The following is a 26,774-nucleotide window of genomic DNA, read 5'->3' as shown; positions in this document are numbered from 1 at the left end:
GTTTCAGGAGGCAAAAATGGGCAGGTTGTCGCAGACCCTCACCGCTGCCGGTGTGCTCGTGCTGACCGTCGCGGCGTGCGGGAGTCCGCCGTCCGAGCAGGGCAAGAACGGCGACGCGGGCGCCAAGGACTTCAAGGCCTGCATGGTGTCGGACTCCGGCCGGTTCGACGACAAGTCGTTCAACCAGACCTCCTTCAAGGGGGTCACCGACGCGGTCGCCGCACTCGGCATCTCGAAGGCCCAGCTGGAGTCGAAGTCGGACAACGACTATCCGACCAACATCAACACGATGGTCCGGCAGAAGTGCGACATCATCGTCACGATCGGCTTCAAGCAGGGCGACGCCACCTACGCCGCGGCGAAGGCCAACCCGGACATCAACTTCGCCATCGTCGACTACGCCTACACCGACACCGCGAAGAACCCGCCGCTGCCGAACCTGCAGGGGTTGACCTTCAACTCGGCTCAGCCATCGTTCCTGGCCGGTTATCTGGCCGCGGCGCAGACGAAGACCGGCAAGGTCGGCACGTTCGGCGGGATCAACATCCCCACCGTCGCCATCTTCATGGACGGCTTCGCCGAGGGCATCGCGTACTACAACAAGGCCAAGGGTAAGCAGGTCCAGCTGCTCGGCTGGGACGAGGCGACCCAGCAGGGCGTCATCACCAATGACTTCCAGGACAAGAACATCGGCAAGACCAAGGCCAACGATCTGATCAGCCAGGGCGCCGACATCATCCTCCCGGTGGCCGGCCCGGCGGGCCTCGGCGCGCTGGAGGCGGCGCACTCCTCCGGCGGCAAGGTCACCGCGATCTGGGTCGACACCGACGGCTGCGTGAGCGCCGCCGAATACTGTTCGTCCCTGCTGAGCAGCGTGGAGAAGCTGATGGACGTCGCGGTGACGAAGACCATCACCGACGCCTACCACAAGCAGTTCAGCAACCAGGCCTACGTCGGCACGCTGGCGAACAAGGGCGTCAGCCTCGCCCCGTACCACGAGTTCGACGACAAGATCCCGGCCGAGCTGAAGGCCGAGATCACCGCGCTGGCCGCGGATATCGCGAGCGGAAAGATCACCCTCACGTCGAAGGCCCAGCCCGCAGCCAAGTGAGCCGCGGCCGTCACACGGGAGCGATATGCGGCTCGAATTACGCGGTCTGACCAAACGATTCGGCACCTTACTGGCCAACGACCAGATCGACCTGGTGGTCGAGCCCGGCGAAATCCATTGCCTGCTCGGCGAGAACGGCGCGGGCAAGAGCACGCTGATGAACATGCTCTACGGGCTGCTCCAGCCCGACGACGGCGAGATCCTGCTGGACAGCAAGGCGGTCACCTGCCTGTCGCCCAGCGATGCCATCGCCGCCAGAATCGGCATGGTCCATCAGCATTTCATGCTGGTGCCGGTGTTCACCGTCGCGGAGAACATCATCCTCGGCCGGGAACCCACCAGGGGTTTCGCCGTGCTGGATCGCGCCGCGGCGCGCAAGCAGGTGCGCGAGCTGTCGCAGCGCTATGGATTTCCGGTGGATCCGGACGCGCTGGTGGCCGACCTCTCGGTGGGCGAGCAACAGCGGGTGGAGATCCTGAAGGCGCTGGCCAACAACGTCGAGGTGCTGATCCTGGACGAACCGACCGCCGTGCTCACCCCGCAGGAGATCGACGAACTGATCGAGGTGCTGCGCGCCATCGCCGCGAACGGCACCTCGATCATCTTCATCACGCACAAGCTGAAGGAAGTCACCCGGATCGCCGACCGGATCACCGTCATCCGCCGCGGCGCGGTGGTCGGCACGGCCGAACCCACCACTCCCGAAGCGGAACTCGCGGAACTGATGGTCGGCCGGTCGGTCGAACTCGTGGTCGCCAAGACACCGGCCGCGCCGACCGGCCCCACGTTGGTCGTCACCGACCTGACCGTGGTGGACGCGGCCGGATCGGTGGTGGTCGACCGGGTGTCCTTCCGCGTCGACGGCGGCGAGATCGTCGGCATCGCGGGCGTGGTCGGCAACGGGCAGTCCGAACTGGTGAGCGCGCTGCTCGGACTGCGGACGCCGGTGGCGGGCGCCATCACGGTGGGCGGCTGGGAGGTGGTCGGCCGCTCGCCGCGCCAGCACCTGGACGCCGGCATCGGCTATGTGCCCGAGGATCGTTCACACGACGGCTGCATCGGCACGTTCAGCGTCGCCGAGAACCTGGTGCTGGATCTGATCGATCGACCCGAGTTCTCCCGCCACGGCGTACTGTCCCCGGCCGCGGTGAAACGCAATGCCGCCCGGCGGATCGAGGAGTTCGACATCCGCGCCCGCTCCATCGCGGATCCGGTGAGTACCCTGTCCGGCGGCAATCAGCAGAAGGTGGTCCTGGCCCGGGAGCTGTCGCGCCCGCTGGAGGTGCTGATCGCCGGTCAACCCACCCGCGGCCTAGACGTCGGATCGATCGAGTTCGTGCACAAACGCATTGTCCGCGAACGGGATCAGGGCACCGCGGTGCTGATCGTCTCGACCGAGCTGGACGAGATCTACGCGCTCGCGGACCGCATCATCGTCATGTACCGCGGCCGGGTCGTCGGCATCGCCGGCCCGGACACCCCGCGTGACCAGCTCGGCCTGATGATGGCGGGCGCGCATCCGGGAGGGGACCGTGACTGAGGCAGCGCGCGGCGAATCGCCGCAGGGTGGCGGCCTGGCCGCGCGGCTCGACCGTCCCTGGGTGCGCGAACTGATCGTCAGCGCGCTGGCCGTGGTGCTCGCGCTCGTGGTCGGCGCGCTGCTCATCATCGTCAGCGATCCGGACGTGACCGGCGCGTTCGGCTACTTCTTCGCGCGGCCGATGGATACGGTATCGGCGGCGGCCACCGCGGTGGGCGACACGTATAAGGCGCTGTTACTCGGCGCGTTCGGCGGCAAGCATCAGATCGCCGAAACCTTGGTCGCGGCAACGCCGTTGATCTGCACCGGCCTGGCCGTCACGCTCGCGTTCCGCACCGGCCTGTTCAATATCGGCGCGCAGGGTCAGCTCATCGCCGGCGCGCTGTTCGCCGGCTGGGCCGGCTTCGCGGTGCATCTGCCGCCGGTGCTGCACGTGCTGGTCGCGCTGGTGGCCGGCGTCGCCGGCGGCGCGCTGTGGGGCGGGATCGTCGGGCTGCTCAAGGCGCGCACCGGTGCGCACGAGGTGATCTCGACGATCATGGGCAACTACGTCGCGCTGTACGCGCTCACCTGGCTGCTCACCACCTCGTGGTTGCAGCGGCCGGGCCGCAACGAGCCGATCAGCCCGGTGGTCGACGAGACCGCGCAGTTCCCCCGATTCGGCGACACCCGGCTGAATCTCGGCCTGCTGGTCGCCCTCGGCGCGGCCGGGTTCGTCTGGTGGCTGCTGTCCCGCTCGACGCTGGGTTTCCAGCTGCGCGCGGTCGGCGCCAACCACGACGCGGCGCGCACGGCGGGCATGAACGTCGGCCGGGCGTATGTCCTGGCCATGCTCATCGCGGGCGGGCTGGCCGGACTCGCCGGTGCGCAACAGGTGCTCGGCACCGACCTGCCGTTGACCAACGGCATCGCGGGTTCCTTCGGCTTCGACGGCATCACCGTCGCGCTGCTCGGCCGGGGTAGTCCGATCGGCACGGTGTACGCGGCGCTGCTGTTCGGCGCGCTGAACGCGGGCGGCAACGAGATGCAGGCGGCGACCGGCACGCCGCTCACCCTGGTGACCGTGCTGCAGGCGGTGATCGTCGTGCTGGTCGCGGCGCCGGCCCTGGTGCGCACCGTCTTCCGGATCCGGGCCGAGCGCGCGGACGCGGTTCTCGCGAAGGGGTGGAACTGATGGTGACGACCACGACCGGCGCCGCCCGCGGGCTCGAGTCGCCGGAGAAGCATCGGCAACGGCTCCGCCTGGGGATCCTGCTGGTGATCCTCGCGGTGATCGCGGTCGCCCTCGCGGTGTTCACCGAGCCGGGCACCGTCGACTTCCGTTTGGGCGCACCGGATGCCGCGGGCCCGTCGGATCTCGACGTGCCAGCAAAGCCGGCCGCGCTGCTGCTGTCGGTGGTCGCCCTCGCGATCGCGATCGCGCACCTGTGGCGCGGCCTCACCGGACGGTGGGCGGCCGTGCTGTTCACCGTGTTCGGCATCGCGTTCGTGGTGACGTTCGTGTGCTGGGCCGCCTCGGGCAAGATCTTCCCGCTCACCAATCAGATTCAAGGCACCCTCGCCCTGTCGACGCCGCTGATCCTCGGCGCGCTCGCGGGCGTGCTGTGCGAACGGGCGGGCGTCATCAATATCGCCATCGAGGGTCAGCTGCTGGCCGGCGCGTTCGCGGCCGCGATCATCGCGACGGTCAGCGGCAGCTTCTTCGTCGGCGCGGTGGCCGCGGTGGTGGCGGGCGTGTTCGTCGCCTGGTTGCTCGCGGTGTTCTCCATCCGCTATCTGGTGAACCAGATCGTGCTCGGCGTGGTGCTCGTGGTGTTCGCCACCGGCATCACCGGGTTCCTGTTCGATCAGTTCACCAACCTGACCGACGGACCCGCCCGGTTCAACAACCCGGGAACCATGCAGCCGCTGGCGATTCCGGTGTTGTCGTCCATCCCGATCATCGGGCCGACGGTGTTCGATCAGACCGCGCTGGTGTACGCGATGGTCGTCGCGGTCGTCGTGCTCGCGTTCGTGCTGTACCGGACGCGATGGGGGTTGCGGGTGCGGGCGGTCGGCGAGCATCCGCGCGCCGCCGCGACCGTGGGGATCAAGGTGCTGCGCGTCCGGTATCAGGCCGTACTGCTCGCGGGGGCGATCGCCGGGCTCGGTGGCGCCTACTTCACCATCGGCTCGACCGGCGGTTTCACCAAGGAGATGACGGCGGGCAACGGGTTCATCGCGCTGGCCGCGGTGATCATGGGCCGCTGGCATCCGCTCGGTGCGACCTGTGCGGCACTGTTTTTCGGTTTCACCAAGGCCTTGCAGGGTCAGTTGCAGGTGCTGGCGACGCCGATTCCGACCGAGGTGTTGCAGATGACGCCATACCTGCTGACGGTGATCGCCGTGGCGGGCGCGGTCGGGCAGGTGCGGCCGCCGAAGGCCGACGGTGAACCGTACGTTCCCGGGTGATCAGCCGCCGAACAGCAGGTACAGGCCGGTGAAGGTGTAGCCGACCATGGCCAGCATGAGCGCCAGTTGTCCGGTGGCGCGATGGTCGGGCGGCAGCAGCCGTAAGCACTTGTCGTGCGCGGCGGTCACGCCGAGGACGTGGCCGGTGAGCACGGCGAGCACCTTGGTGGTGGCGAGCAGCGCCGGATGATCGGACAGCACGTAACGCACCCGATAGTGCGCCAAACCGCCGATGTCCCAACCGCGCTCAAACGGATCGGCGAACAGCGGCAGCGTCGACTGGCCCTTCTCCACCAGGAAGGTCAGATAGTGCGCGACGATGTACCCGGCGATGATCGGCGTGACGCTGTGCGCCAACCGCCCCGGCAGCGCGGCCCGTTCGGCGCGACCGAGACCGCCGGTGGCCCGCGCGGCGACCGTGAAGACCGCGCCGACGATCAGGACGACCGCGAACAGTCCGGCGCTGCGCACCAGCGTCGCGCCGAAAACCGAACCGCCGCTGAGCGAATCGACCAGATTCCGCCAACCGGGTAGCGCGGAAAGACTGTCGAAGGCGGTGCAGCCGAGCAGGGTCGCCGCGAGCGCCACCGATCCGGGCAGCACCGGCGTCCCCGCGAGATTGTGCAGCGGCATGCGCAGCACCAGCTCACCCGAGGGGCGGCGGCCGAGCGGGCCGAGCCGCGCCAGCAGACTGCTGTACGCCTCGAAGGGATCGCCGCGCTCGGCCCAGGTCGTGCCGAACAGCACCAGACCAATCAGCGTCACGACCAGATACCCGAGCAGCCAATAGCCGACCGCCGCAACGGAACCGGGATCAGGTGAGGCGAGCTCGAGCCAGCCGAAGGCGAACAGGCCCAGCACCGCGGGCCGGTATCCCCAGCCGGACGGGTACTCGCGGAGGCCGGCTTCGGGATCGCGGCGCAGCAGCAAGCACCCGGCCCGATGCAGCGCCCGCAGCGGCGAGACGACCTTCCAGACCGGACCCACCACGAGCGACGCGAGCATCACCCCGACCCAGAGATAGACATAGAACACTCCGGGAACCGGATTGCGTTGCGGCGAAGCCGATCCGAACACCAGGATCAGCCCCGTCACCACCGCGGCCCCGACGCCGGCCGACGCGAGCACGATCCGGACCACCCGGGAATCGATCACCGTGCGCACCGCGACCGGCAACAGCACACGGGGCGAGTCCGGATCCAACCGCGGCCGCCGCCACGCCACCAGCAGTATGGCGAACGAGAAGGTCAACGCCCACGCCGCGCCGATCAGCGCGTAGGTCAACGGAATCGGCAGATCCGCCGACCCGTTGAGCCCGTGCGCGAGCGACCGGGTCACGGCCGGATCAGCAGCGTGGTCACCGTCTTACCGGCGTGATGGAGTTCGACATCGACCCGTCCGGGCACGGTGACGGTGAACCGGAACTGCTGCCCCGCTCCGGGTTCGATCGCGAAGGTCTGGCTCGGCTCCGAATGCACATGCAGCTCGTCGGCCGCGTCGCTGTCGACCGTGATGACGATCGGCTGGAACTGCCTGGCCTCGGTCCTGGTGTTCGTCGGCGTGACCGACCCGCCCGCGATCCGCACCGAGATGGTCACCGCGGCCGGGACATCGACCGACGCACTCGCCGACGTGCGCGCGGCCGGCGAATCCACCGACGAGCCACACGCGGTCATCGTCCCCGGCACGACGAGCAGCGCGGCAAGGGCGCAGGCCCGGACTGTACGGATCATCCGTTCTCCTCCCGATCTAGCGGATCGGCCGCCGCGGTTTCGCTGCCCGGCCGTTCGGACTCGCGCCGCTCGGCCCGCCGATCACGCATGGCTATCCCGACCACGACGGCGACCACCGCCAGCGCGGGCACGAAGGCCGGGATCGCCAGCAGCATGGAGTGACTGGCGAGCACGTCGACGTGCTGCGCATAGCTCACCGGCGAACCGCCTGCCGCATCCGCTCCGCGCGCACGTCGGCGCGATAGGCCAGGTCGATCCGGGCCGCGCCCCAGGCCAGCGCCCAGATGATCATCAGCGAGCAGACCAGCACGATCAACGACGCCACGGCGAACAGCCACGACGGATAGTCGGACGAGCGCTCCCGTTGCAGCACGGTGGTTTCCACGACGAACGGACGGGTGAACTCGTCGAGCGCGGGCACCTCTTCGGCATCGATGCCGGGGTCGCTGGGCAGATACACCGGCAAGCCGGTCAGCATGCGGCCGTCCTGCACGCGCAGCAACGTCTTCCAGTTCCCGTACGCGGGGACGGGTTTCGTGCTGACATAGTGGCCCGCCCCGACCCGCCGCAACTGATCGATCACCAGCCCACGGCCCGGCCGGCCGGATCCGACACCGCCCTGCCAGGCGAGCAGTTGCACCCACTCCGGGTCGTCGCTCACCAGATCCGCGGGGGTGAGCGTCACCTCGGCGGTCACCATCCGACCACCGTTCACCGGTTCGGCATCCTGCAACCGGACTGCCGCGGAGGCGTTCTCGGGGACGTCGATGCGCAAGCCGTTCGCGGTCGCCGCGGCGGCGATCAGCACCGCCGCGATGACGAGACCACGCCGCAGCGCCGGCCGCGGCAACGGCTCCCCGCGCAGGACCATGCCGAGCAACGCACCGAGCGCGCCGCCGGCGACACCGACCGGCACCGTCGTGACCAGCACCTCCGGCCACATACCCGTCGGCCACCGATCAACGAACATCCCCTCGACCCACAGCGATTCGAGCCAGAGCCCGGCGGTAGCGGCGGCCAAGCCGGTGAGCGCACCCCACCAGAGCGGCTTGTCGATCAAGGGCAGCAGCGCCAGCAGTTCCACCACCACGGCGATGCCGAGATACAGCGGGAACACGTTGTGCGGCTCGCCGAGGATCGGCCCGACCAGCACCGCGACCACCCCGCGGACCAGGCCCGCGAACACCACCGCGACCAGCGCACTCCCCCGCCCGAGCGTGTAACGGGCCGAGATCAGCGCGATCGTGCTCGCGGCGACGATCAGCATCGGCTGGAAGACCAGCCGGAACTGCTGCACGCCGAAGTCGAATTCGACCTGGAAGACCGACAATCCGATCAGCAGGCCACCGAAGGCCAGCGAGCGGAACACCCATAGGAACCGGCCGTCGGCCCGATCCGGATCGGGCCGGTCGAGCCGCCCCTCGAACTCCAGCAGCAGCACCGCGACCAGCGAGAGGCCGGCACCGCCGATCAGCATCAGATGCGTCGGCCCCCACAGCGTGACGTCCTGGCCGAACAACCGATGCCAGATGTCGTCGAGCGGAAAGCCGATCAGCGCATACAAACCGACCGCCGCCATGAGCACGCCGCCCACCGGCGCGTGCCAGGTGCGGGTGATCCGGATCGCCGCCGGGCCCGGCTTCTCGTCCAGCGGCAGGATCACCGCCAGCATCCCGGCGATGAAAAGGAAGAACAGCCCGATCAGGATGAAGTAGTGCGCCGGATTGGCCAGCGGCCCAGGGTCGCGGCCCTTTCCGATGTGCAGGCTGACATCCCAGATGAAGCCGAACAGCGCGGTGAGGATGGTCGTGATGAACAGCGCGAGCGGCAACGCGACCCAGCCGGGTCGATTTCCCCACTGCCCGAGCCGATCCGCCGTGTTCTGCAGCCAGGTGATTCGCCGGGTACGATGGAGATAAGCCAGCCAGAACAGGAACGCGGCGATCACGATCGCGGCGGCGGTCAGGCCGATGACCTGAGTCAACGCGGCCCCGCCGCCCTCCGAACCCTTTGCCAGCACCGGGAACTCAGCCCTCATCGCGAACTTCTCTCTGTTACCCGAAGTCTCTTCAACCTCGAATGCCCATCGAACGCGCAGGTATGCGGCCGGACACGCGGCACGCGCAGATCTGGGCGGACTCACAGCGCGGAGGCCTTCGATATGGTGCCGGTTCCCAGTTTGCCGATCTTGCCGGTGGTTTCGGCCCCACCTGGGCGCGGGTGATTCTTGTGCACTTGCCCGAGCGGACTTACGGTGATCGGCCGATCACATGGTTATCGGTAGCAAGTAATCAGCATCCTTAATTCGGACAAAACGGACAAATAACATAAGTCGGGACAAATCGAAAGTTCGCAATGACACGTCATTGTCAAGCCCTTTGCCGAAAGTCGGTATGTTGCCGCCGATTCACCGCACCTGTGGCTATACTCCTCGCACGCAGAACCCCGCCCCGCCGGCCGCATCCGAGCAGATTCCATGGGCGGCAGAGTTTTCCCACGTCAGCCCGTTCCGAAAAGGCCATGCGGCACCCGAGGAATGGTTCCGCGCGTGCGCGAAGAACGGTTCGCGAGAGTAACCAGATGATGTCTGTAAGCAATTTCAAGATCAAGTCAAGAAAGATCAAAAACCTTGCCACGCAGGGTGGTTGGCATGTGTATGCTATCGATTCATCACGTCCCCCACTATGAGGTGGGGGTATGGGCGAGGGCGGTGTCGGTGTGGACGTGAATAAGATCCAAATACGGCGCGCGGCCATTGCCGCGATCGCTCTGGGTGTGCTGGCTCTGGGGATTACCGGGCTGATCGACCGACTCTTGCTGGGTACCTTCATCTGTGGCGGACTCGCGGTCGGTTGGTTGAATGCCCAACTCACGTTGTGGGCCATCACCCGAATTGCCAGTTCCGAGGCGCCGAGCAAGCAGCGTTTGGTAGGTTCCTCCGCGCTACGACTGCTCGGTATAACCGCAGGCGCCCTCCTGGTGGCATTCCTTGCTCGCCCCAATGGCGTCGGTATCTTCTTCGGCTTGGCCCTCTTTCAAGTCGCCCTGGTCCTCAACACTGTCCTGCCTGAATTGAAAGGGCTTCGCCAGACACCATGACGATCCCAGCCATTTCATTTGCCCAGCTGGCCTCGAGCGTCACGGTGCTCGCGCAAGAGGCCCCCGCGGAAGAACCGAAGATCAAGGTCGGCCACCACGCGGTCGCACACGTCTTCGGCATGGCGTTCAACGTGGACACCATCGTGTCCACCTCGGTCGCGGCGCTCATCGTGCTCGGCCTGGCCTTCTACCTGCGGATCAAGATCACCTCCGGCGTCCCGAACGGCGTGCAGCTGTTCTTCGAGGCCGTGACGGTGCAGATGCGCAGCCAGGTGGAAAGCGCCATCGGCATGAAGGTCGCGCCGTTCGCGCTGCCGCTCGCGGTCACCCTGTTCGTCTATATCTTGTTGTCGAACTGGTTGTCGGTGCTGCCGGTGCAGATCGGCGACGGCGAACTGCTCGCGCCGCCTGCCTCGGACGTCAACTTCGTCTACGCGCTCGCGTTGTTCGTGTTCATCGCCTACCAGTCCGCGGGCATTGCGCGACGCGGCCCGTTCGGGCATGTGAAGCAGTTGCTCAAGGGCCACACCGGCTGGGGCCCGATGGTGTTCATCAACGTCATCGAGGAAATCGCCAAGCCGCTGTCGCTGTCGCTGCGATTGTTCGGAAACATGTTCGCCGGCGGCGTGATGCTCTCGGTGATCACGTTGTTCCCCTTCTGGATAAGCTGGGGCCCCAATGCCGTCTGGAAACTGTTCGACTTGTTCGTCGGCGCAATTCAGGCTTTCATCTTCTCGCTGCTGACCGTCCTGTACTTCAGTCAGTCGATGTCGTTGGAAGACGAACACCACTGATCGGCGAGGTGCCGATCGAGTCCACATCCGAGAATAGGAAGTAGAAAATGGCAGACCCAACCACCGCGTCCATCATCCAGGGCGCCCTCATCGGCGGCGGCATCATCATGGCCGGCGGCGCCATCGGCGCAGGCATCGGTGACGGCCTGGCCGGCGCGGCGCTGATCAATGGTGTAACCCGGCAGCCGGAGGCCGAGGGTCGGTTGCGCGGCATCTTCTTCCTGACCGTCGGTCTGGTCGAGGCGGCGTACTTCATCAATCTAGCCTTCATGGCGCTTTTCGTATTCGCGACTCCCGGCAAGTAACCGGGCATGTCTCCGAGAACCGATGTAGTTGCCGCGGAGAACTTCCTCATCCCCAACGGCACCTTTTTCGTCGAGTTGCTGATCTTCCTGATCGTGCTCGGCGTCATCTGGTTCTTCGTGGTTCCGCCGATCCGCAAGGTTCTGGAGGAACGCGAAGAGCGGGCCGCAGAGACCCTGGCGACGACCAAAGAGGCGAGGCAATTGTTCGCCGAGGCCGAAGCCAAGCATCAAGCGGCACTCGAGCAGACGCGGTCGGAAGCGGCCGCGATCCGGAGCAAGGCACGCGCCGAGGGCCGGGAAATTCTCGAGGAGATGCGCGGACAGGCGCAGCAGGAAGCCAACGGCATCGTCGCCGAAGCCGAGGCGCAATTGCGGGCACAGGCGGATCAGATCGCCGCGGAGTTGCGCGAGACGGTCGAGCCGCTGGCTCGATCGCTGGCCGACCGCGTGGTCGGTGCCGATGATGAGCGGCGGGCCGAGACGAGTCGAGGCCGGCAGACAGGACGGGCGTCGTCATGACTCCTAGCAGCGACATCCTTGCCGAGGGCATATACCAGATCCATTTCGAATGGCAGGTGTTCTTCAGCCAGCTGTTCGGCTTCGCCGTCATCATCTGGGTGATCGCCAAATACGTTGCGCCGCTGGTCAAGAAGATGATGGTCAAGGCGCAGGGCGACATTCGCAAACAGATCGAAGAGAACGAGCAGGCGGCCGCCCGGCTGAGCAAGGCCAAGCAGGTCTACGACGACGGCCTGGCCGAGGCGAAAGCCGAACTGGCCCAACTGCTCGAGGACGCGCACGCCGACGCCGAGGACATCGTGGTGAAGATGCGGGCTACCGCCGCCGCCGAGGTCGAACGCGTCGGCAAGCAGGGCCGCGACCAGATCGAGCTGATGCGCAGGCAGCTGATCCGCGACCTCAAGGCCGATTTCTCCAAGCAGGTCATGGCGCACACCACCGAGAGTGTGCGCGAGCAGGTCCAATCGCCGCAGATCAAATCCGACGCGGTGGAGCGGTTCCTGGACGACCTGCAGGCGATGGCGAATACCGGATCGTCCGGCCGGGCCCGCACCCAGTCCCAGTGGAACTGACCCTTCACCGTCGACGGACCTGAGCCCCACTCGCCGCACTCGAGCGGGGCCCTCCGTTGAAAAACCGTTCGGCCTGCTCCGGCGGCGGCCATTATGCTGGCGCTTGTTCGATTTAGTGCCATGCCGTTATGGATCGGAGTTCAACAATGACGGAGGCAACGCCCACTCTGTACGAATGGGCCGGGGGCACAGCGGCTTTCGAGGCGCTCACCGAAGTTTTCTATCGCGAGGTCCTGAAGGACGAGCTGGTCGGCCCGCTGTTCGCCGGCATGGATCCGGGACATCCGAAATACGTCGCGATGTGGCTGGCCGAGGTCTTCCGTGGACCGGAGGCCTACAGCACCGACCGCGGCGGCTACGCGCACATGGTCCGCCAGCACCTCGGCAAGGCGATCACCGAACCCCAACGCCGTCGCTGGATCAACCTGCTCATGGACGCCGCCGACGAGGTGGGCATGCCGAGCGACCCGGAGTTCCGCTCCGCCTTCTTCGCCTACATCGAGTGGGGCACCCGTCTCGCCCACGCGAACTCCCAGCCCGACGCCACGCCGCCGCTGAAAGCGCCTATGCCGCACTGGGGTTGGGGCGAAGCGCCGCCCTACCAGCCCTGAGCTAGCTGAAGTAGTCCTTGAACAGGATTTCGCTGACCTTGGTGACGGTCTCCCGGCCGACCTGGTAGCCGTCGTCGACCACCTGGGTGTTGTTCATGATGGCGACGGTGAATCGCTCACGCGGACCGACGAACCCGACGGAGTTCATCAGCCAGGAGCCGTCATCGTTGTCATCGGACCAGCCGTTCTTGTTCCCCGGCGCCGCCCGGTCGCCCGCACCCCAGACACCCCACCGCTGGTTGGTGTCCATGGAATCCCCGCCGTCGACCGAGCGCATCTCCTCGACGAGGTAGGCGCGGTGCCGGGCGGGCATCTTCTCCAGGATGAAGTCGACGAGTTGCTCGAGGTCGTTCGCGGTGGCCAGGATCCAGCCCCAGGAATCCGGATGCCGGTCGGCGAACGCGAGGCCCGCCATGCCGAACGACCGGAACCGCGGCGCGAACGTCTTCTCCCCGCCGTAGCGCTCCCACAGGGTGGTTGCGGCGTCGTTGTCGCTGGAGTGCAGCATCCGGTGCATCAGCTCGCGGTCCTCGGTGCCGAGCGTGATCGCACCCAGGTCGTCGCGCAGCAGCAGGTCGGTCGCCATCGCCAATTTCGGGGTGGAACAGGCCCAGATCGGGGTCGCCGCGTTCGCGTTACGCCACACCGCACCCGTGCGGCGGTCCCGCACCACGATCCCGGTGAACCCCGGACGACTCTTCGCATACGCCTCGGCCTGGGCGATCCGCGAGGTGAACGCGGCGTCGAAACCACGCGCCACGCTCGGTTCCTCCCGCGCGGGGCGCTCGGATACCGGAGCGGGATGCTCGGTGCCCCGCGGTTCGTACATCAGCGCGGCCGCGACCAAGGAGCCGGCCACCAGTAGGCCGGATAGTACGAACGGCACCCTCGACTTCCGCATGAACGCCCATCCCTCGCTGTGTCGCTAGACGGAAAACGCAGGTCACCGGTGGTGCTCGGTGTTCTGCATCTTTCCCAGCGGACCGCGCGGGAGCAACCCGACACTCGGAGCGGACGTCGATTCGAACGCGTGCGTCGCCGCCCCCGACATCGGGGGCACTATTTTGGTGAGGCGCCCCTCGCGTGAAACTTAGTAACGCGTACCGGAATTCACCCGATGACCACTGTGTCGTCGCGGGTTCGCGGATGGAGGACCGCGTTCGGGTTTCGGGAGACCGAAGCCGTCGCGAGGACATGGCAGTACGGAAAACTACAGACCGACAACACCGATTCCGGGGGTTCAATGAACGTCAAGTCATGGGCTTTTGCCGCACTAGCCGCCAGCGTCGTCCTCGGCGCCACGGGCTGCGGTTCCAGCTCGACGCCACAGGCGTCGCCCAGAACGCCGATCCCGTCGGCCGCGCCCGCGTCACCCGGCGCGTCGGCACCGGCCCAGCCGGGCGACACCGATCGGCCGGCCAATCCGCCGCAAGCCCAAACCAACGCACCGGGGAGCGACAACGCACCGCCGGCCAGCGTGCCGGTCGAGCAGAAAGACCCCGCGCCCGCCCCGCAGCCCGGGAATCAACCGCCCAACGGCAGCGGGCACGGCCTGTGCTTCGACTCGAATTCCCAGCTCGCCCGCAACGCGGTGAGCCGGCTGGCGCCGAACAAAGGGGGATACCCCTGGGTGATCCTCGAGGCGAGCACTGACCCGATCGACGCGGGCTGCTCCGGCGTCCTGTCCTGGATGCTGGTCGACTGGGACGGCAGCCACCCCGGCTACCACGTCCTGTTCTTCACCAACGGCACCTACCTGGGCACAGCGACATCCAAGTACTACGGCTACACCACAGTCCTCGGCAAGACCAAGAACACCGTCTCGGTCCAGTACCGCTGGGTCCTGCCGCAGGACGCCCTGTGCTGCCCATCCGGCGGCCCCTCCACCGTGACCTACACCCTGAACGGCACCACCGTCACCGCCCAGGGCCAGTTCCCCCCGGACCCGGACAAGTAAACCCGGCCACGAAAACGCCCCTGCCCCTTCACATCCGAAGGGGCAGGGGCTTTTTGCTCCGCATGTGGTCCGGACAGCGCCGCCCCCGACAGGGCGGGCCGCCCTGCCGGGGTGGATCGTAGACGGAGGCCTGCGGAGCAGACCGGTGGCAGATCGCGTCGATGTGCGTGGCGCCACTAGTTTTTCAGGGCTTGGCTCAGCCGCTGGCCGACGGTTCGTTTCGCCACAGTGGTCAGGGTGGTCAGGGGTGGTTGTGCTTCGGGTACGGCCTGGGAGAGATAGGTCGCGACGGGGGTGAGTTCGGCGATCGCCTTTTCGTCCAGGACGGGGTCGTGGTCGTGTGCGGGCTGGTCGGCGATATGTGCCAGGGCCTTGGCGGCTCCGGCGTGCATGTCCGGCTCTGCGGCAAGGGCTTCCAGAATGCGGGGGGCCAGGTCCATGAGTTGGTCGTAGGCTCGGCGCACTTCACCGTCCTCGGGTAAATGGCGGCCGAGCGCGGTGCGCATCGTGGACGCGCCGCGGCCGGGGCACAGGATGCTGAGGCAGAACTCCATCAGCGCCGGGCCGTTCTCTTGCATTACCTGCTGTGCTTCTTCGTACGGGGGTTGGAATTCGGTGCCGGTCTCGATGGTGATGGCCCGTATTTTGCGCAAGGTCGGGTCGACGAAGTTGCGGGAGTAGGAATAGTCGTCGACCGCCGCCGAGACGGGGTAGAGCCCGGGAGGCGAGACACTTTGCTGAACGGTGTAGACGCGGCCTCGTACCTTGGCGATGGCGTCGCGCATCAGTCCGGCGGTGCGCTGGTACCAGTCCAGGTCCTCGGCGGGTATGTATTCGCGGTACAGGTTGTCGCCGGGGGTTCCCCGATCGGGGTTGGGTACCCGGAAATTCATTCCCGGGTCGGTGGTCTGGTCGTCGTCGTCGCCCCACGGGTAGGCAATGATCTGGCTGTAGGAGTGCACGTCAACCAAGCCGGTGATGTGCGAGAAGATGTCCAGCAGCCAGCGGATGTTCCGGGTCTCCGGTTCGGAGAACGGACGTGGTCCGCGGTAGGTCTGATAGTCACACGGCGAGGGCGTGGTGCCGATTCCGCTGTCGAACAGGAAGTCGTAGTTGCGGTTCAGGTCGACGCCCCGGCAGTCGGATCCCGGGTTGTACGAGCGATTCTTGCGCCACATGTAATCGGTGGACATCACATATTCGCGCCCATCCGGGTTGACCAGCGGAACGATGAAAATGTCCAAGGACTCCAGCAGCAGCCGCACGATGCTGATGCTGTAGGTGACCGGCCCGAAGGACAGGTCGGTTCCGGTCCGGTAGGCGTAGGTCAGGTAGGCCATGAAGTTGGCGAGCAGGTCGGTATTGATGAGCTCGCGCGCGTGTGCCCCGCCGAGCAGCAGCACGCCCTGCCGGTCGGCTCGGTCTCCGGCGCGGATGCGCAGCGCGCTGATCGGCCTGCCCTCCACCGATGTCAGCGGCAACTGCACCCTCGAGCAGAAGGACGAGTTCACATTCGCGAAGTAGCCGATCCAGTTCTCCACGGTGTTATAGGACAGGTAACCGGATGGGACGGCGGGCGTCCGCATGTCCTGCGTTACCGCTGCCCAGTCCACCTCCGGGGCGATTTCCAGCGGTGGCGGCTCGGTCGCCGGGCGGACCGTGACGGTGTAGCCGTCCTCGGTAAGACCGTTGATCTCGTCGGTGGACAGGTATCCGTCGATGGTGACCGCATCATCGGTGGCGGTCACGGTCGCGCGGAACAGGTCGAGCCCGCGCCCGGAGAGCACGCGCATGGCGTCCGGACTATCCGCTGAAACCTGTACGAAGTGGCGCTGAATGCGCGGTTCTTGTGTAGCCATCATTCCCCCTGGAATCAATAAGTCGGCTACCTCACTGTGCGCGCGGAGAACTCGCCGAGCCAACGATCGGTCCAGCCAGCGAACCGAGCCGATCACGACCTGGGCGCCGATGTCTGCTTGTTGATCTTCGCCCGGGTCAGCCGCGCTCGGCGAGGGTTTGCAGGAGGGTGAGGTCTCGGCGGAAGGTGCGGGCGAACAGCGGTGCGAATAGGCGCATTCCGAGCGCGCCGGGGAGGCCGAGGGGCGGTTGCAGTCGTTCAGTCCAGTCGAGGCGGATACGTCCGTCGGATTGGTTTGTCAGGCGGATGTCGCCGCGGCCCTTGACCCAGCCCAGGTGCACTATGCCGAGGTGGGCGGGGTTCGATCCGATCGGGGGTTGCCACCCGTCGACGCGGATGCGGTCTCGGGTGGCGATTCCGCCGATTCGGACGGTGGTCGCCACGATCGTGCCGGCACCGGAACGTTGAGCGGAGACCACCTCGAAATCGGTGGCTTCGCGCATCCACTCCCCCTGGTTCTCCCAGTCGGTGAGTAGGTCCCAGATACGTTGCGGCGTAGCCGAAATAGCGGTGCTTACGGTTACCACCACGGGACGCACGGCGGGTCAGCGTCCGAGCAGGGCGGCGACGGCTTTGGGTGCGGCGAGCCATTCACGAATGTTGTTGCGGATCACGGTCATTCGTCGGCACTCACAGTAAGCGGTGACGCCGTCCGCATCGATGCCTTCGGCGCGGCAGAGCGCGACGGCCCTCGGCACATGCTGGTACTGGGTGACGATGATCGCGCGATCGATCCCGAACAACCGTTTCGCACGTTCGCAGGTGGCGCGGGTGGACAGACCTTCGCCATCGGCCCGGACGAGCGCCGGATCGATTCCGTGATCGGCGAGATACTTTGTCATCGAAGCGATCTCGTCGCCGGAGGTACCCGCCGCGTCACCGGACACCAGAACCTCGCCGACCTTCCCGGCCCGCAACAACTCGATCGCGACATCGAGCCGCCCACGCAGATACGCCATCGGCGCTCCGTCCGGACCGACCTTCGCCCCGGGCACGATCACGACCGGAACCGTGGGTGCGTCGGCCGCCTCGAACCGATGACCGGACGACACCAGCCACAGCCGGCCGTTCGCCCCGACGACGACCAGCGCCAGCCCGGTCGCGGCGACCACGGTCACCCCGAGCACCCGGCGCACCCAGCGCTTCCTCGCACCGTTCGCCGGCTTCCGATCATCCGCCACGGCAACCCCTTTCCCCGTCGATGCAGACTAGCGCTTGTCCGGCAGCGGAACCGGGAGCGGCTCGGACACGACGATGCAGGTGGTCGTCCGGCCGAACCCGAGGAAGCCGTCGAGCAGTTCCTCCAGCTCGCCGATCGAGGGGCTCGGATTCGCCTTCGCGCTGATCGGCTGCGCGCTGTTCATGCTCTACGTGATCCTCGGCCACCGGATCGCCAAAACCGGCACCGGGATCTCCGGCACCGACCAGATCGGCGTCGTGATGCTGATCGGCGCGGTGGTCTCGACTCCGTTCTGCTTCGGCGCCGCGTTGCCGGCGTTCACCAACCCGGGCGCGCTGCTGGCCGGCGTGGACGTAGGCATCTGCTCGTCGGTCCGTACCGGCCGCACGCCGTGCTCGGCCGCCACTGACCGCATGTGCCGGCTCTGGTGTGGCGCTTACTTCGGAGTCGAAACCTCTTGTGTCACCGCGTCTTCGGGCTCGATCGGCTTGTCCGTCCTGGACCTGGTGATCGCCACACCGGACAGGCACAGCAGGCCGCCGAGCACGGCCAGCGGTCCGGGTACCTCGTCGAGCGCGATCCACGCGAGCAGAATCACCAGGGCGGGAACGGCGTAGGTGGTCACGCCCATCTTTCCCGCGGTGGTGCGGGAGAGCGCGTAAGCCCAGGTGGTGAAGGCCAAGGCGGTGGGGAACACGCCCAGGTAAACCACGCTCGCCGTCGCGGACAGCGGCGCGCGGGCGGCCTCGCTGAACAGTTGGCCCGCGAACGGCAGGCAGGCGATGGTGCCGATGACGCATCCACCGGTGGTCACCTGCAACGCCGAGGCGTGCACCAGCGCGGGCTTCTGCGCGACGACCGCCACCGCCCAGGCCAGCGCCGCGGTCAGGCACAGGACGACGCCCAGCACCGCGGCGCTGCCGCCGCTCGAATTCGACAGCCCGACCACGATCGCGCCGGCGAACGCCACCACGATCCCCGCCATCAGCCGCGCCGGAAACCCTTCCCGCAGCACCAGTCCGCTCAGCACCGCGATCAGGATGGGGCCGATGTTGATCACCATCGCCGCGGTACCCGCGTCGACGTGCTGTTCGCCCCAGTTCAACGCGACCATGTACACCCCGAACCAGAGCACGCCGGACACGAGAATCCCCGGCCACGCGCCGCGGGCGGGCATCCCCTCACCCCGGATGACCAGGATGATCACCAGCGCGATGGCTCCAGTCAGCAGCCGGCCCAACGCCAGTGCGCCCGGCGAAAAGTCTTCTCCCGCAGCACGAATGAACACAAAGGCCGAGGCCCACAGCACCACGGTGACCGCGGCCGCGAGGACGGCCTTCCGATCGCCCGAGCGAACGACTTGCTCCATTGATCGAACGCTAGATGACCTGCCCCGCGAACTCACGCGCTTTTCGGCCATGGCGTCTGTTGTACTGGTCACGGGACCGCGATGGAATAAACCCCCTCGGCGACCTTGGCGCGCTCGCCGTTCTTGACGAAGTAGACGTCGTAGAAGCCGGCACTGCCCGGCTTGGTGAGCTCGACGGTCGCGCCCGCCGTGGTCTGGGCGCGGTCCGCGATCGGGGGGTCGAGTGGCGACCAGGCGCGTTGCCTGCTCTGCCAGCGGGTGGTCTGCGCGTCGGCCGGCTTGCCGAACGCGGGCCACCGATCCACCGCGATGGTCGGGCCGTCCGGCGTGTCCCAGCGTAGTTTCAATGCGCTGGAACAGTTCTCGGGTGCGGGAACGGTTGGTTGCAGTGCGCCCGAGGCCAGGTCGAGGAAGAAGACGACGGCCTGGCTGCACGCCATATCCCGGACATAGCTGCTGGGGACCGCGTACTGGGACAGCGCGGCCGACTGACCGTCGGGGCTGAACGCGCCGCTGTAGAAATACGCCTTGAGGTCGGAAAGCGGTCCGCGCGTCCGGGTTCGGCCGTCGGCCTCGAGGGTGAAGAGCTGGCTCTTGATCGAGTCGTACTGCTGCTCTACGTCATACCGGTTCAGCAGCAGCCGATCCTGGTCGACCGCCAGCAGATCTATGTGCTGCTGCGCCGACGGCGCCGGGCTGATGGTGCGCCACACGGTCGGCTTCGGCTCTGCCGCAGCGAGATCCATGCGCATCACGGTGCCGGGCGCTTGCAGCCACACCAGGGTGCTGCCGCTGAACCGGAGAACCTGACGACAGCCACAGGGCACGCGGATCGGGGCCGCGGGTGTCCCGGTGGACACCGCCGCCACGACAGATCCGGCACCGGTGCGCGAATCCTCCTTCCAGAAGGCGAATTTCGCGTCCTCGGTGAGGCCGATATCGCGCGTCGTGTCGAAGGCGCCCGGCGTGCGCGACACCGTGGTGGTGCCGTCGGCGACGATCAGCTCGGTGCCGGTCGCGTACGCGAAAATATCGGTCGCGGTGCGCGGTTCGATGACACCCGGCGGTGTGTCCGTGCAGCCGGTGGCGCCCGGCAGGATCGCCACGGCCGCGCAGGCGACGAACGGAATCAGTCGGCGTCGGATCATCTTGGGCCTCCCCTACCGGCTCTGCCGTCCTGTGCGCGAGCCGTCAGAACGAGTCTGTCCGATGATCCCGGGTCATGGCGGCCGATCGACGCACTACAACCACGGCACTCCGGCGCGGAACAGCACGTTGGCGTAGGGGCGGGCCTCGCCGGTGCGCACGACGAAGCGGCACTGCCCGATGCGCCGCTTGAACTCTTCGTGGTCGAGCAGCTCGGCCTGCCACCGATTCGTCAGCAGGTCGGCCGCCTCCGGGTTGGCCGTGACCACGTCGGCGCTGCCCCAGGCCGCCTCGACGGCGATCTCGTCGAGGATCAGCTCGACCACCGGCGCGAATCGCGGCATGCCGTAACTGATTCCGAGATCGATCACCGGAACCGCAGGCGGTACCGGCAGTCCCGAGTCGCTGACCGCGAAGGTGTCGGTGTGGCGGAGCCCGACGAGGGCCGACATGAGTTCGGCGTGAATCAATCCACCTGTACGCAAGGAAGTTCCAATCTAGTTGTGCGCGGCCGGTACCGCGGCGAGCGCCGCGTCGATCTGCGCCCGGGTGGGATAGGCGGCGTGGGTGCCCGGCGACCGAACGGACAGGGAGGCGGCGGCCGTGGCGAAGGCGACCGCCGCGGGCAGGTCGGCGCCGTCGGCCAGGGCGGCGGACAACGCGCCGACATACGCGTCGCCCGCCCCGGTCGAATCCACCGAGTCGACCTGCGGCGCGGCTTGATAGGTGATCTCGACGGAATCCGGCGTGCTCCGCGCCAGGACCGAACCGGCCGCACCCAGCGTGACGACGACCGACGGTGCGCCACGCAGGCACAGCACGCGTGCGGCCTGCGCCGCTTGCGCCCGGCTCCCGGTCGGGGCGCCGCTGATCGCGGCCAGCTCGTACTCGTTCACCACGAGCGGATCACACCGGCGCAGCAGTTCATCGTCGAGTTGCGCCGCCGGCGCCGCGTTGAGCACGAACCGGCGCGCCAGCTCCGCCGCCCGGGTGACCACCGACCGGGGTATCTCGAGCTGCGCGACAACGACATCCGCCGATCCGAGCAACTCGGACTCGGCCGATTCGACGCCGCAGGCCCAGACGAAATTGGCTCCTGGGTCCACCACGATCTGGTTCTCGCCCCCGGCGACAGTGATGTACGCCCGCCCGGTACGCACCCCCGGAACCTCCTGCAGCCCCGCCGTTTTCACGCCCGCAGCACCCAGCGAGTCGCGCAGCGCCGCGGCGGCCGAATCGCGCCCGACCCGCCCGACGAACTCCACGCAACCGCCGGCCTTGGCGGCGGCCACCGCCTGATTGGCCCCCTTGCCGCCCGGATTCGTCCGCGAGCCGGCCGCAAGCACCGTCTCCCCCGGTCCGGGTAGCTTCGCCACCTCGCACACCACATCTTGGTTCATCGATCCGATGACCACGACCACCCCGGTCACGAGATCTGTTGCTGCACAGCGGACTCCGCCTCCAGGTTGCCCGGCGAGGCTCCGGTGATCAACGCCACCAACCGATCTCCGTCGATCTCCCCCACCCGGTGCGCGGCCACCGAACGCCCGCGCCGCAACACCACCACGTTGTCGCAGATCCGCATCACCTGGGCCAGATCATGACTGATGATCAACACGGTGACCCCGCGGTCGCGCAGCCCGCGCACCAGTTTCTCCACCGCCGCCGTCTCGCGCACGCCCAGCGCCGCCGTCGGCTCGTCCATGATCACCATCGACTTCCCCCAGGCGACCGCGCGCGCGATGGCGATGCTCTGCCGCTGACCGCCGCTCATCCGCCGCACCGTGGTCCGCACCGACGGCACATCCACGTCGAGATCCCGCAGGATCTCCGCGCTCCGGCTGATCATCGCCTTCCGGTTGACGATCTCCAGCGGCCAGGACGGATACACGAGTTCGCGGTTCAGGAAAAGGTTCTGCCACACGGTCAGATCGTCGATGAGGGCGAGATCCTGATACACGGTCTCGATGCCCAGCTTCCGGGCATCCTCCGGCGATCCGAGCCGCACCGGCTCGCCCCGGAACCGGATCTCCCCGGAATCGGGTGGCTGGACGCCGGTCAGGCAGCGCACCAGGGTGGACTTGCCCGCTCCGTTGTCCCCGACGAGCGCGGTGACCTCGCCGGCCGGAATGGTCAGGGTGACGTCGTCGAGGGCGCGGACGGAGTCGAACGACTTCGTCAGGCCGTGCGCCGCAAGCATCGGTTCGGTCATGTCGTGCCTACTTCCGGAATCGCGAAATAGCCGCTGCGAGAAGCAATACCGCGCCCACCGCGATCGGCTGGTAGTACTGCGAGATGCCGAGAATGGTGAACCCGTTGATCAGCGAGGTGAACAGGATCGCACCGCACACGGTGCCGAGCACCGAGGCCTTGCCGCCGCTCAGCGACGAGCCGCCGAGCACCACCGCCGCGATCGAACTCAGCAGATAGGTGGTTTGCAGCGACGGATCGGCGCCGCCGTTGCGGGCGACCAGCATGACGCCGGCCACGCCGCACAGCAGCCCGCAGGCGCTGTAGGCGAGCAACCGGATCCGGCGCACCGGAATGCCGGTCTCCCTGGCCGAGTCGATATTGCCGCCGGTGGCGAGCAGGTGCGTGCCGACCCTGGTGCGGAACAGGATGCCCGCCACGCCGAGCGCCGCGACCAGCGCGAGCAGCCAGAACCAGCGCAGCGGTCCGGCGCCGTCCAGCGCAAGGCTTTGCAGGAAGGGCGAATTCACCGCCACGCTGTTGCCGCTGGTGAGCAGCAGGGTGCAGCCGCTGAGCACGCTCAGCGAGCCGAGGGTGACCACGAAGTCGGTCATCTGGAAGCGCCCGATCAGCAGTCCGTTGATCACCCCGACCAGCAGGCCGCCCAGGATCGCCACCACGATGCCGGCCGTGACCGGGTACCCGTGGCTGGTGAAATACCCGAGCAGCGCCGCCGACCACGGCAGGGTCGCGCCGACCGACAGGTCGATGCCGCCGACCACCACGGCGAACTGCTGACCGAGCGCGAGCACGGTCAGGATCGTCGACGCGACGAGCAGGTCGTCGATGTTGCTGGTGGTCAGAAAGTTCGGTGTGGCGATGAAGAACCCGAGCCACACGATCACCAGCGCGATCGGCGCCGCGTAGTCGGCCAGCCGCGCCGGGATGCGCCGCTCGCCGAGCCGTCCCGGTGCGGCACGCGCGACCTCGGCGATGCCGCTCACTTGTTCACCAGCCCGGCCAGCGGATTGTCGAACGCGGTGATCGGCCGCGGGAACGCGGTGATCTGCTGTTCGACGTTGTCCGAGCCGATGAACGCGATCGGCGCGACCACCCGGTCCGGAATCGGCTTGCCCTGATGCTTGGCCAGGCAGGCTTGGATCGCGAGTTCGCCTTCGGCGTAGGGGTATTGGGTGACGGTGCCGTGCAGGGTGCCCGCCTTGACCGCGGCCAGCGCGGCCTGGATGCCGTCGACCGAGATCACCTTGACCTGCCCGGTGCGGCCCGCGTTCTTGATCGCCTGCGCGGCGCCGAGCCCCATGGTGTCGTTGGCCGCGAAGATCCCGGTGATATCCGGATGCGCCTTCAGGATCGCCTCGGTGACGGTGAGGCCCTTGTCCTGTTCGTAGTCGGCGGGTGCGCGCTGCACGATCTCCAGCTTGCCCGCGACCGCGTCGGTGAAGCCCTTGTCCCGGTTGATGCCGTTCTGCTCACCGGCAATGCCTTGCAGCACAATCACTTTGCCGCTGCCACCGAGCGCGTCGAGCATCTTCTCGCCGGCGATCCGACCGGCCGCGAGGTTGTCCGAGCCGATGAAGCTGGCGTAGCCGACCCCGGCCTGCTTGGAGGCGGCCGCGTCGATCTGGGTGTCCAGGTTGAGGATCGGCACGTTCTTGCGGGCCACCGGAACCAGCGGGGTGATCACGTTGGTCGCGTTCACCGGCACCACGGCGAAGCAGTCGTAGCCCTGCGCGGCCAGCGTGGAGATCTGCGCGTTCTCGCCGTCCGCGTCGGTCTCGGACTGACCCGCCTGCACCGCGACCTCGACCCCGAGCCGCTTGCCCTCCGCCAGCGCGCCGTCGCGCAGCGCCGCCCAATACGGGTTGGTGAAGTTGCGGGTGACTACGGCGATTTTGAAGTCGGACGAGGCGTCGCCGCCGCGGCCGCATCCGGCGGTGAGGGCCGCCGCGCTGACGAGGGCCAGGGCCACAAGCCCGATCCGGTATCGAGTGCTCATCTGGTATTCGACCTATCCTGTACGAGTTCAACTCGTGTTGACAACACGAGTTGATGTGTAGTGTGTGACCCGCATCACGAGACTGTCAAGGGTTCTTCGGCAGCTCGCACGAATTGCCAGCACGACAGGAGTGACCCGATGGCAGTCACCCGAGCCGACGTGGCCCGGCTCGCCGGCACCTCACCCGCCCTGGTGAGCTACGTGCTCAACGGCGGTCCGCGCAGCGTCGCCCCCGCGACCAGAGCCCGCATCGAAGCCGCCATCGAGCAGCTCGGCTACCGGCCGAACATGTCCGCGCGCAGCCTGCGGATGAACCGCGGGCACGCGCTCGGCATGGTCATTCCGGACGGGGCGAATCCGTTCTTCGCCGAGCTGTCCGCGGTGATCGAGGCGGCCGCGTTCGCGCGCGGCTTCCCGCTGATCGTCGGGAATGCCGCGGGCGACGAGGCCAGGGAGCGCGCGTATGTGAGTGCGTTCATCGATCGCCGGGTCGAAGGGCTGCTGGCGATTTCTTCGTCCTGGGAGTCGGGCATCGCCGACGCCTGCGCCGCGGCGGACATGGCGTTGGTGGCGGTGGACCGGATCATCGATCCGGCGCGCTGCGCGCACGTCATGTGCGATTCGCTCGCCGGGGCGCGAATCGCCGTGCAGCACTTGATCTCCCACGGACACCGCGATATCGCCTGCCTCAGCGGACCGCATGTCTCGACCGCCGACGAGCGGGTGGCGGGTTATCGGCAGGCGCTGCGCGAGGCCGGATTGCCCGAAAGTGTCATCGTACGAGGCGAATTCGGCGGAGCAGCGGGCTACCACGCCCTCGGCGAGCTGATGAGCGGCCCGACCCTGCCCACCGCCGTGTTCGTGACCAGCGACCTTCAGGCGATGGGCATGCTGCGCGCGGCCTACGACGCGAACCTGCGCGTCCCCGGCGATCTCGCGATCGTCGGCTTCGACGGCATCGAATACTCCCGCTACACCAGGCCTGGTTTGACGACCATGGTCCAGCCGACCCGCAAGATGGGCGAACTGGCGGTGGAACTATTGCTGAAGCAGATCGACACCGGGTCGGCCGAGCCCGGCGTGGTCAGTTTGGGCGCGGAGCTGAAAACGCGCGGTTCCTGCGGCTGTGCGGACGAATTCTGAGTTATACCGCTGCCCGGCAAGCATTTACGCGATGCGGACGTTGCTGCCGAGGTTGCCGTCCAGCAGCGCCGCGCCGAGCGTGGTCACCTCGTGGCGCATGGCATTGCGGTGCCGCCAGCTGTGCACGAGTCCGGACTCGCGCAGGATCGACGCGTGCTCGCTCGCCGTCGCGGGCGAAATCCCCAGCCGCCGAGCGAGTTCGGTGGTGCTGCACCCCTCCGCGATCACCTGGAGCGCGGCCGCGCGGGTGCGGCCGAGCAGCGCGGTCAGGGCCTCGTTGGGCGCGCGTGGACCCCACGCGGCGGTGAAATCGTTGATGTCGCGCAGGGCCGGGACGATCACCGTCATCGGCGCGTCCTTGTCCACCAGGGACATCAGCGTGAGTGGCTGGGGCCAGGCGAACAGGGACGGGATGATGATCAGCCCGCGGCCGTCGAGGTGCTCGTCGTGGGTGCAATCGTGCTGGCGGTGCAGCTCGAGCACCGGTGCGCGCCAGCTCAGGTAGGGGTGCAGGTCGGCGAACAGCCGTTCCACGCCTTCGGTGGCGAGCGTGTGCGCCATCCGCTCGGCGGTCTGCTCGAGATAGGACTGGATGTGGGCCCAGCGTCCGGCGAACGCCACCGAATGGAACGCCTCGACCGCGTCGGCGACCGTGCGGCGCGCGGTGCCGTCGCGATCCGACAGCTCGGCCGTCCAAGCCGGAAGGGGCGCTTGGCCTTCCCGCGCCCGGCTGCGGATAACGCTGTCCACCTCCATCCGCAGTTCGTCGCGGGAGGCCAGATGCAACGCCTCGATGCCCGCGGAGATCGACCGGGCGCCCCTGGTCGGCGTGATCAGATCGAGAAACGAATCGTCGGCGGGCAAGATGTCGGCCAGCACACCGAAGTTGGCCGGCATCGCGCCGCGCACCTGGCTGCGCCAGCCCGCGAAACCGGCGACGTTCCTACGCTGCACCACCCGGGTGGCCAGCATGGTCTCGGCGATGGCGCCGAGCGGGGCGCCGACGCGGATGCGCAGCAGATCGTCCGGCGTGCAATAGATCCGCTTCATCCGCGGCTACCTCGCCTGACCGCGGACCGGCCATGCCCGTCCGCCACTGCCCTACCCCGATACCGCAAG

At 67.6% G+C, this 26,774-nt stretch carries 30 protein-coding genes; 12 read left to right on the top strand and 18 right to left on the bottom strand.

Annotated features, from left to right (window positions below; genetic code table 11):
• Positions 1–16 precede the first annotated feature (16 nt).
• The 4 genes from ACFYO1_RS04145 to ACFYO1_RS04130 are packed head-to-tail and all read left to right on the top strand — an operon-like array spanning position 17 to position 5,102.
• Positions 17–1,111, top strand: a complete 1,095-nt coding sequence (locus tag ACFYO1_RS04145; protein ID WP_387226985.1) for a BMP family protein — start codon at positions 17–19, stop codon at positions 1,109–1,111.
• 25 nt (positions 1,112–1,136) lie between these two features.
• The gene (locus ACFYO1_RS04140; RefSeq protein WP_387226983.1) at positions 1,137–2,651 is read left to right on the top strand and encodes an ABC transporter ATP-binding protein; all 1,515 of its coding nucleotides are present in this window, start codon (positions 1,137–1,139) and stop codon (positions 2,649–2,651) included.
• Positions 2,644–3,825, top strand: coding sequence for an ABC transporter permease (locus tag ACFYO1_RS04135; RefSeq protein ID WP_387226982.1), 1,182 nt, complete (start codon positions 2,644–2,646; stop codon positions 3,823–3,825). Before ACFYO1_RS04140 ends, ACFYO1_RS04135 begins: the two co-directional genes overlap by 8 nt.
• Positions 3,825–5,102: an ABC transporter permease gene (locus ACFYO1_RS04130; RefSeq protein ID WP_387226980.1), complete on the top strand. Its 1,278-nt coding sequence runs from the start codon at positions 3,825–3,827 to the stop codon at positions 5,100–5,102. The genes ACFYO1_RS04135 and ACFYO1_RS04130 overlap by 1 nt, the downstream gene beginning before the upstream one ends.
• Here the strand turns inward: ACFYO1_RS04130 and ACFYO1_RS04125 are convergent, their stop codons facing one another.
• From ACFYO1_RS04125 to ACFYO1_RS04110, 4 genes are read right to left on the bottom strand one after another with little or no spacing between them, the layout of a single operon-like run.
• Complete coding sequence (locus ACFYO1_RS04125; RefSeq protein WP_387226978.1) at positions 5,103–6,440, bottom strand: hypothetical protein; 1,338 nt, start codon at positions 6,438–6,440, stop codon at positions 5,103–5,105.
• Positions 6,437–6,835, bottom strand: a complete 399-nt coding sequence (locus ACFYO1_RS04120; RefSeq protein WP_387226976.1) for a hypothetical protein — start codon at positions 6,833–6,835, stop codon at positions 6,437–6,439. The genes ACFYO1_RS04125 and ACFYO1_RS04120 overlap by 4 nt, the downstream gene beginning before the upstream one ends.
• On the bottom strand, positions 6,832–7,032 hold the full coding sequence (locus ACFYO1_RS04115) for a hypothetical protein (RefSeq protein WP_387231927.1): 201 nt from the start codon (positions 7,030–7,032) through the stop codon (positions 6,832–6,834). Before ACFYO1_RS04115 ends, ACFYO1_RS04120 begins: the two co-directional genes overlap by 4 nt.
• On the bottom strand, positions 7,029–8,873 hold the full coding sequence (locus tag ACFYO1_RS04110) for a hypothetical protein (protein WP_387226975.1): 1,845 nt from the start codon (positions 8,871–8,873) through the stop codon (positions 7,029–7,031). The genes ACFYO1_RS04115 and ACFYO1_RS04110 overlap by 4 nt, the downstream gene beginning before the upstream one ends.
• Before the next feature lie 659 nt (positions 8,874–9,532).
• Between ACFYO1_RS04110 and ACFYO1_RS04105 the strand changes: the two genes are divergently transcribed.
• From ACFYO1_RS04105 to ACFYO1_RS04080, 6 genes are all read left to right on the top strand, one after another.
• On the top strand, positions 9,533–9,934 hold the full coding sequence (locus ACFYO1_RS04105; RefSeq protein WP_387226973.1) for a hypothetical protein: 402 nt from the start codon (positions 9,533–9,535) through the stop codon (positions 9,932–9,934).
• Positions 9,931–10,728: a F0F1 ATP synthase subunit A gene (gene atpB / locus ACFYO1_RS04100; RefSeq protein WP_387226971.1), complete on the top strand. Its 798-nt coding sequence runs from the start codon at positions 9,931–9,933 to the stop codon at positions 10,726–10,728. The genes ACFYO1_RS04105 and atpB overlap by 4 nt, the downstream gene beginning before the upstream one ends.
• Before the next feature lie 47 nt (positions 10,729–10,775).
• Positions 10,776–11,033, top strand: coding sequence for a F0F1 ATP synthase subunit C (locus ACFYO1_RS04095; protein ID WP_040742384.1), 258 nt, complete (start codon positions 10,776–10,778; stop codon positions 11,031–11,033).
• Between the two features lie 6 nt (positions 11,034–11,039).
• Complete coding sequence (locus tag ACFYO1_RS04090; RefSeq protein ID WP_387226968.1) at positions 11,040–11,552, top strand: F0F1 ATP synthase subunit B; 513 nt, start codon at positions 11,040–11,042, stop codon at positions 11,550–11,552.
• Complete coding sequence (locus ACFYO1_RS04085; protein WP_387226967.1) at positions 11,549–12,124, top strand: hypothetical protein; 576 nt, start codon at positions 11,549–11,551, stop codon at positions 12,122–12,124. The genes ACFYO1_RS04090 and ACFYO1_RS04085 overlap by 4 nt, the downstream gene beginning before the upstream one ends.
• A gap of 146 nt (positions 12,125–12,270) precedes the next feature.
• Positions 12,271–12,735, top strand: coding sequence for a group II truncated hemoglobin (locus tag ACFYO1_RS04080; RefSeq protein WP_387226965.1), 465 nt, complete (start codon positions 12,271–12,273; stop codon positions 12,733–12,735).
• A 1-nt stretch (position 12,736) separates the two neighbouring features.
• Here ACFYO1_RS04080 and ACFYO1_RS04075 read toward each other — a convergent pair whose 3' ends face one another.
• Entirely contained in the window at positions 12,737–13,636 is a 900-nt protein-coding gene (locus ACFYO1_RS04075; protein ID WP_387226964.1) for a serine hydrolase, read from the bottom strand.
• 342 nt (positions 13,637–13,978) lie between these two features.
• On the opposite strand from ACFYO1_RS04075, the gene ACFYO1_RS04070 reads away from it, so the two are divergent.
• Positions 13,979–14,692: an LppP/LprE family lipoprotein gene (locus ACFYO1_RS04070; RefSeq protein WP_387226962.1), complete on the top strand. Its 714-nt coding sequence runs from the start codon at positions 13,979–13,981 to the stop codon at positions 14,690–14,692.
• 176 nt (positions 14,693–14,868) lie between these two features.
• Here the strand turns inward: ACFYO1_RS04070 and ACFYO1_RS04065 are convergent, their stop codons facing one another.
• The 12 genes from ACFYO1_RS04065 to ACFYO1_RS04010 all read right to left on the bottom strand — a co-directional run bounded on the left by ACFYO1_RS04065 (position 14,869) and on the right by ACFYO1_RS04010 (position 24,512).
• Complete coding sequence (locus ACFYO1_RS04065) at positions 14,869–16,551, bottom strand: M14 family zinc carboxypeptidase (RefSeq protein ID WP_387226960.1); 1,683 nt, start codon at positions 16,549–16,551, stop codon at positions 14,869–14,871.
• Positions 16,552–16,687: 136 nt separating this feature from the next.
• Positions 16,688–17,140 (bottom strand): SRPBCC family protein, encoded by a 453-nt coding sequence (locus ACFYO1_RS04060; protein WP_387226958.1) that lies wholly within the window; start codon positions 17,138–17,140, stop codon positions 16,688–16,690.
• A 15-nt stretch (positions 17,141–17,155) separates the two neighbouring features.
• Positions 17,156–17,791: a vancomycin high temperature exclusion protein gene (locus ACFYO1_RS04055; RefSeq protein ID WP_387226956.1), complete on the bottom strand. Its 636-nt coding sequence runs from the start codon at positions 17,789–17,791 to the stop codon at positions 17,156–17,158.
• A gap of 27 nt (positions 17,792–17,818) precedes the next feature.
• Positions 17,819–17,974 carry a hypothetical protein gene (locus tag ACFYO1_RS04050; protein WP_387226954.1) on the bottom strand — a complete coding sequence of 52 codons (156 nt, stop codon included), beginning with the start codon at positions 17,972–17,974 and terminating at the stop codon, positions 17,819–17,821.
• Between the two features lie 3 nt (positions 17,975–17,977).
• On the bottom strand, positions 17,978–18,205 hold the full coding sequence (locus ACFYO1_RS04045; protein ID WP_387226953.1) for a hypothetical protein: 228 nt from the start codon (positions 18,203–18,205) through the stop codon (positions 17,978–17,980).
• Positions 18,206–18,226: 21 nt separating this feature from the next.
• Entirely contained in the window at positions 18,227–19,159 is a 933-nt protein-coding gene (locus tag ACFYO1_RS04040; RefSeq protein WP_387226951.1) for a DMT family transporter, read from the bottom strand.
• 68 nt (positions 19,160–19,227) lie between these two features.
• Positions 19,228–20,307: a hypothetical protein gene (locus tag ACFYO1_RS04035; protein ID WP_387226949.1), complete on the bottom strand. Its 1,080-nt coding sequence runs from the start codon at positions 20,305–20,307 to the stop codon at positions 19,228–19,230.
• 93 nt (positions 20,308–20,400) lie between these two features.
• On the bottom strand, positions 20,401–20,790 hold the full coding sequence (gene rbsD, locus ACFYO1_RS04030; protein WP_387226947.1) for a D-ribose pyranase: 390 nt from the start codon (positions 20,788–20,790) through the stop codon (positions 20,401–20,403).
• Between the two features lie 12 nt (positions 20,791–20,802).
• Positions 20,803–21,735: a ribokinase gene (locus ACFYO1_RS04025; protein WP_387226946.1), complete on the bottom strand. Its 933-nt coding sequence runs from the start codon at positions 21,733–21,735 to the stop codon at positions 20,803–20,805.
• Positions 21,732–22,517 (bottom strand): ATP-binding cassette domain-containing protein, encoded by a 786-nt coding sequence (locus ACFYO1_RS04020; RefSeq protein ID WP_387226944.1) that lies wholly within the window; start codon positions 22,515–22,517, stop codon positions 21,732–21,734. Before ACFYO1_RS04020 ends, ACFYO1_RS04025 begins: the two co-directional genes overlap by 4 nt.
• 7 nt (positions 22,518–22,524) lie before the next feature.
• Positions 22,525–23,499: an ABC transporter permease gene (locus tag ACFYO1_RS04015; RefSeq protein ID WP_387226942.1), complete on the bottom strand. Its 975-nt coding sequence runs from the start codon at positions 23,497–23,499 to the stop codon at positions 22,525–22,527.
• On the bottom strand, positions 23,496–24,512 hold the full coding sequence (locus tag ACFYO1_RS04010) for a substrate-binding domain-containing protein (protein WP_387226941.1): 1,017 nt from the start codon (positions 24,510–24,512) through the stop codon (positions 23,496–23,498). The genes ACFYO1_RS04015 and ACFYO1_RS04010 overlap by 4 nt, the downstream gene beginning before the upstream one ends.
• A gap of 138 nt (positions 24,513–24,650) precedes the next feature.
• Between ACFYO1_RS04010 and ACFYO1_RS04005 the strand changes: the two genes are divergently transcribed.
• Entirely contained in the window at positions 24,651–25,655 is a 1,005-nt protein-coding gene (locus ACFYO1_RS04005) for a LacI family DNA-binding transcriptional regulator (RefSeq protein WP_387226939.1), read from the top strand.
• Positions 25,656–25,679: 24 nt separating this feature from the next.
• Here ACFYO1_RS04005 and ACFYO1_RS04000 read toward each other — a convergent pair whose 3' ends face one another.
• Positions 25,680–26,705, bottom strand: a complete 1,026-nt coding sequence (locus ACFYO1_RS04000) for an ArsR/SmtB family transcription factor (RefSeq protein ID WP_387226938.1) — start codon at positions 26,703–26,705, stop codon at positions 25,680–25,682.
• Between the last annotated feature and the right edge of the window lie 69 nt (positions 26,706–26,774).

This window comes from Nocardia sp. NPDC006044 (assembly GCF_042871115.1).
Classification (GTDB): domain Bacteria; phylum Actinomycetota; class Actinomycetes; order Mycobacteriales; family Mycobacteriaceae; genus Nocardia.
Note: the sequence above shows the minus strand (reverse complement) of the source record. Positions and strands in the feature narration are given on the sequence as shown.

Bases quoted from the DNA above. Each gene is read 5' to 3' on its own strand.
- ACFYO1_RS04145 (WP_387226985.1), top strand. From the start codon at position 17: ATGGGCAGGTTGTCGCAGACCCTCACCGCTGCCGGTGTGCTCGTGCTG.
- ACFYO1_RS04140 (WP_387226983.1), top strand. From the start codon at position 1,137: ATGCGGCTCGAATTACGCGGTCTGACCAAACGATTCGGCACCTTACTG.
- ACFYO1_RS04130 (WP_387226980.1), top strand. From the start codon at position 3,825: ATGGTGACGACCACGACCGGCGCCGCCCGCGGGCTCGAGTCGCCGGAG.
- ACFYO1_RS04120 (WP_387226976.1), bottom strand. From the start codon at position 6,835: ATGATCCGTACAGTCCGGGCCTGCGCCCTTGCCGCGCTGCTCGTCGTG.
- ACFYO1_RS04110 (WP_387226975.1), bottom strand. From the start codon at position 8,873: ATGAGGGCTGAGTTCCCGGTGCTGGCAAAGGGTTCGGAGGGCGGCGGG.
- ACFYO1_RS04105 (WP_387226973.1), top strand. From the start codon at position 9,533: ATGGGCGAGGGCGGTGTCGGTGTGGACGTGAATAAGATCCAAATACGG.
- atpB (WP_387226971.1), top strand. From the start codon at position 9,931: ATGACGATCCCAGCCATTTCATTTGCCCAGCTGGCCTCGAGCGTCACG.
- ACFYO1_RS04095 (WP_040742384.1), top strand. From the start codon at position 10,776: ATGGCAGACCCAACCACCGCGTCCATCATCCAGGGCGCCCTCATCGGC.
- ACFYO1_RS04090 (WP_387226968.1), top strand. From the start codon at position 11,040: ATGTCTCCGAGAACCGATGTAGTTGCCGCGGAGAACTTCCTCATCCCC.
- ACFYO1_RS04085 (WP_387226967.1), top strand. From the start codon at position 11,549: ATGACTCCTAGCAGCGACATCCTTGCCGAGGGCATATACCAGATCCAT.
- ACFYO1_RS04080 (WP_387226965.1), top strand. From the start codon at position 12,271: ATGACGGAGGCAACGCCCACTCTGTACGAATGGGCCGGGGGCACAGCG.
- ACFYO1_RS04075 (WP_387226964.1), bottom strand. From the start codon at position 13,636: ATGCGGAAGTCGAGGGTGCCGTTCGTACTATCCGGCCTACTGGTGGCC.
- ACFYO1_RS04070 (WP_387226962.1), top strand. From the start codon at position 13,979: ATGAACGTCAAGTCATGGGCTTTTGCCGCACTAGCCGCCAGCGTCGTC.
- ACFYO1_RS04065 (WP_387226960.1), bottom strand. From the start codon at position 16,551: ATGGCTACACAAGAACCGCGCATTCAGCGCCACTTCGTACAGGTTTCA.
- ACFYO1_RS04050 (WP_387226954.1), bottom strand. From the start codon at position 17,974: ATGAACAGCGCGCAGCCGATCAGCGCGAAGGCGAATCCGAGCCCCTCG.
- ACFYO1_RS04045 (WP_387226953.1), bottom strand. From the start codon at position 18,205: ATGCGGTCAGTGGCGGCCGAGCACGGCGTGCGGCCGGTACGGACCGAC.
- ACFYO1_RS04040 (WP_387226951.1), bottom strand. From the start codon at position 19,159: ATGGAGCAAGTCGTTCGCTCGGGCGATCGGAAGGCCGTCCTCGCGGCC.
- ACFYO1_RS04035 (WP_387226949.1), bottom strand. From the start codon at position 20,307: ATGATCCGACGCCGACTGATTCCGTTCGTCGCCTGCGCGGCCGTGGCG.
- ACFYO1_RS04020 (WP_387226944.1), bottom strand. From the start codon at position 22,517: ATGACCGAACCGATGCTTGCGGCGCACGGCCTGACGAAGTCGTTCGAC.
- ACFYO1_RS04010 (WP_387226941.1), bottom strand. From the start codon at position 24,512: ATGAGCACTCGATACCGGATCGGGCTTGTGGCCCTGGCCCTCGTCAGC.
- ACFYO1_RS04005 (WP_387226939.1), top strand. From the start codon at position 24,651: ATGGCAGTCACCCGAGCCGACGTGGCCCGGCTCGCCGGCACCTCACCC.
- ACFYO1_RS04000 (WP_387226938.1), bottom strand. From the start codon at position 26,705: ATGAAGCGGATCTATTGCACGCCGGACGATCTGCTGCGCATCCGCGTC.